4 protein-coding genes are annotated in these 2,697 nt (G+C 63.0%); all 4 read right to left on the reverse strand.

Features of this window, described 5'->3' with window-relative positions:
* A partial coding sequence (gene trbL, locus N878_RS17060) for a P-type conjugative transfer protein TrbL (RefSeq protein ID WP_031303350.1) occupies positions 1-933 on the reverse strand: 933 nt, incomplete at its 3' end.
* A 10-nt stretch (positions 934-943) separates the two neighbouring features.
* Positions 944-1,171, reverse strand: a complete 228-nt coding sequence (gene trbK / locus N878_RS17065; protein ID WP_000644148.1) for an entry exclusion lipoprotein TrbK — start codon at positions 1,169-1,171, stop codon at positions 944-946.
* A 9-nt stretch (positions 1,172-1,180) separates the two neighbouring features.
* On the reverse strand, positions 1,181-1,945 hold the full coding sequence (gene trbJ, locus N878_RS17070) for a P-type conjugative transfer protein TrbJ (RefSeq protein WP_010890135.1): 765 nt from the start codon (positions 1,943-1,945) through the stop codon (positions 1,181-1,183).
* Between the two features lie 20 nt (positions 1,946-1,965).
* On the reverse strand, positions 1,966-2,697 hold a 732-nt coding region (locus N878_RS17075), incomplete at its 5' end, for a TrbI/VirB10 family protein (protein ID WP_031303351.1).

The following is a 2,697-nucleotide window of genomic DNA, read 5'->3' on the forward strand; positions in this document are numbered from 1 at the left end:
GGTCGCGGCCGCTGCTGCTGCCATGCCTGCGGCACCCAACGCAGCACCTGCACCGAACTGGCCGATGCCGGCACCGCCCACGCTCGCGCCGGTGATGATCCCGGCGATGAGCGGCGGAATCTTGTTGACCAACGCCAAGAGGATGATGACGACGATCAGCATCACGCCCATTTCCTTGAGGCTGATGCCGGCGCTCATGCGCGAGTAGTAGTCATCGAGGAAGGTCTTGCCGATGCCCACCAGGAGCACCATTGCGAAGAGCTGCGCGGCCACGCCCAGGACGACCTTGTAGTAGTTGATCGCCATGTCGGAAGTCCAGCGCGAACCACCGAAGCCGAGGAAGAACACGCCGCCGTAGGCGAGCACCCAGCCCGACGCGAGCAGCAGAAGCATATTCACACCGACCAGGGCCAGGATGACCAGGATCGCCACGGCCATGAGGATGCCGGCCATGCTGTCCACCGGCGACCACACCGAGGACTGATCCATCACCTTGTCGAAGATCGCAAAGCCCACGTCCACGATGCCCGAGGGCGACAGAGCATTGCCCAGGCCCGTCGCGTTGCCGGCGAGCTGCCGCAACGACGCATAGATGGACGAGGCGAAGTTAGGGCCGTTGGTTAGCGCCCACCAGAAGAAGCCGGTAAAGATCGTGAAGCGGACGAACTCCGCGAAGAACTCGCCAATGTCGGCCTTGCGCAAGGCCATCATGCCGAACGTCCAGACCATCGAGATCACAACCAGCGTCCAGAAGAGCCAGGTTGCGGCCGTGGTGATGACACCGGCCCAGCCGCTCGCGGCGGCCTGGTAGCGATCCAGCACGCTATCGAACACGCCGGCGTTGTCGATGGCCGCGTGGGCATCGACCGCGAAGAACGCCAGCCAGACGAACAGCGGCAGGGCGAGGGTTTTTAGATTGGCTGGCATTCTCATCGTCAGCACCTCACCATTCGCGTTTCGGGCTGGGCTTGAAATCCCCACCACGACGCAAGCACAGCGACGAAAAAGCCTGCTGGACGCCCTTGTCCTCGATCTTGGCGATGTTCTCGGGCTTGCAGTTCTCGTCGTTCACTTCCGGCATGGGGGCCGTGGCCGGCTTGTTGTCGCAGCCGGCGACCAAGGCCGCCACGAGGGCGGCCGAGGCCAAGGACAGAGCCTTGATTGCTTTCATGAATCCCCCTTACCAGGTGCGCGCCGGGCTGGCCCGGTAGCTGCCCTGGCGCAGTTGTGCGGCCGCTGCCGCCTGCTGGGCTTCCTTGTCGGCGTCGGCCTGCATCTTGGTTGCCATCGCGTTCTGCTGCGCGATCAGCAGGCCACGAATCTGCAAGAGCTGGTTGGCCTGCTGGCTGGCGAGCTGGTTGGCGTAGCCGATGGCCTGCATTTGGCCCTGCGCGCCCTGCGCTGCCGATTGAAGACGCTGCAACGTCGCTGCATCGGCCGTGAGATTCGTTTGCTGCCTATCGAGGCCCTTGAACAAGGCATCGTTGGCCTTCTTCTGCGACTCGCTCGCGAGCTGGGCCACATTCCGAAGTGCTGCGCGTTCCGCGTCGGAGCACCCTGCCGCCGTAAAGCACGGCGAGTTCTTGTAGTAGTTCACGTCCTGGAACTTGCCGATGTAGCTGTCCAGGCTGCCGAGTTGGGTCTTGTAGTAATCCAGCGTGTTGACCGCGTTCATCAACCCGTTGATGGTCGATTGCGCCTGATCCCAGATATACGCGGCCGGGGCCATCGTGTTCTGGAGTTGGTTTTGATACTGCTGGAGCTGGGTGCTGTACTGCTCAATTTGCTTGAGCGTCTGGGCCACCGATTCGATGGCCGTCATGATGTTCTGCGACAGGTTGGTGCCGTCGATGACGGGGATGCCAGCCTGCACAGGTGTGACCGCCAGCGTGCTCGAAACAGCAATGACGAGGGCCAATTTAGCGGCTAAAAACTTCGGCTTCATGGTGCTTTTCTCCTATGGCGTTAGTAATCGAAGGAACGGTACGGCTTGGAAAACGTCATGTCCTTCGTGACCACGACGTTGAAGCGATACCCCGGCCGAATTTCCAGCGTCGGCGAAATGCTCAGGTTCTTGGCGATGAGTTGCGCCGTAACCTGGCCGAGCTGCTGGCCGAGGGCTTCGCTTAGGGCACTGCTGGCGCTCGGTGCGCCATAGGTGTTTGTGGCCTGGTTCTGGCGTTGGCTGTAGGTGATGCCTGCTGTCACGCCGGACATGAGGAAGGCCGAGCCGAACAGGCGCACATAGTGGTTGTTCACCTGGTCGTGGAAGCCCGCGTATCCCGCGCTGTCCGCGCCTGGCATCGCGCCAATGTCCATCGCCTTGCCATCGGGGAACACGATGCGTTGCCACGCAACCAGCACGCGCGCTTGACCGTAGGCCACGTCGCTCGAATACGAGCCGACGAGGCGCGATCCCTGCGGGATCAACAGGTGCTTGCCGGTCGGTGTGTCGTACACGTCCTGCGCGACCTGGGCCATGATTTGGCCCGGCAGATCGGAGTTGATGCCCGAAATGAGCGTGGCCGGCACGACGAAGCCCGCGCGCAGCTCGAACGGTGTGCGCGGCGCTTCCGGCTGCGAATCCAGCTTCCAGCGGTCGCCCTGCCCACCTTGGCCGAACTGCGCCATGCTGTTGCGCCCGCCGCCGCTGGTCGAGGTTTGCAGGAGCTGCGGCGCACCGCCCGCGCCCATGCC

Origin of the sequence: Pseudomonas sp. EGD-AK9 (genome assembly GCF_000465935.2) — a bacterium.
In the GTDB taxonomy this organism is placed as follows: domain Bacteria; phylum Pseudomonadota; class Gammaproteobacteria; order Pseudomonadales; family Pseudomonadaceae; genus Aquipseudomonas.

Excerpts from the sequence above, each read along its gene's own strand:
- trbK (WP_000644148.1), bottom strand. The coding sequence starts at position 1,171 with ATGAAAGCAATCAAGGCTCTGTCCTTGGCCTCGGCCGCCCTCGTGGCG.
- trbJ (WP_010890135.1), bottom strand. The coding sequence starts at position 1,945 with ATGAAGCCGAAGTTTTTAGCCGCTAAATTGGCCCTCGTCATTGCTGTT.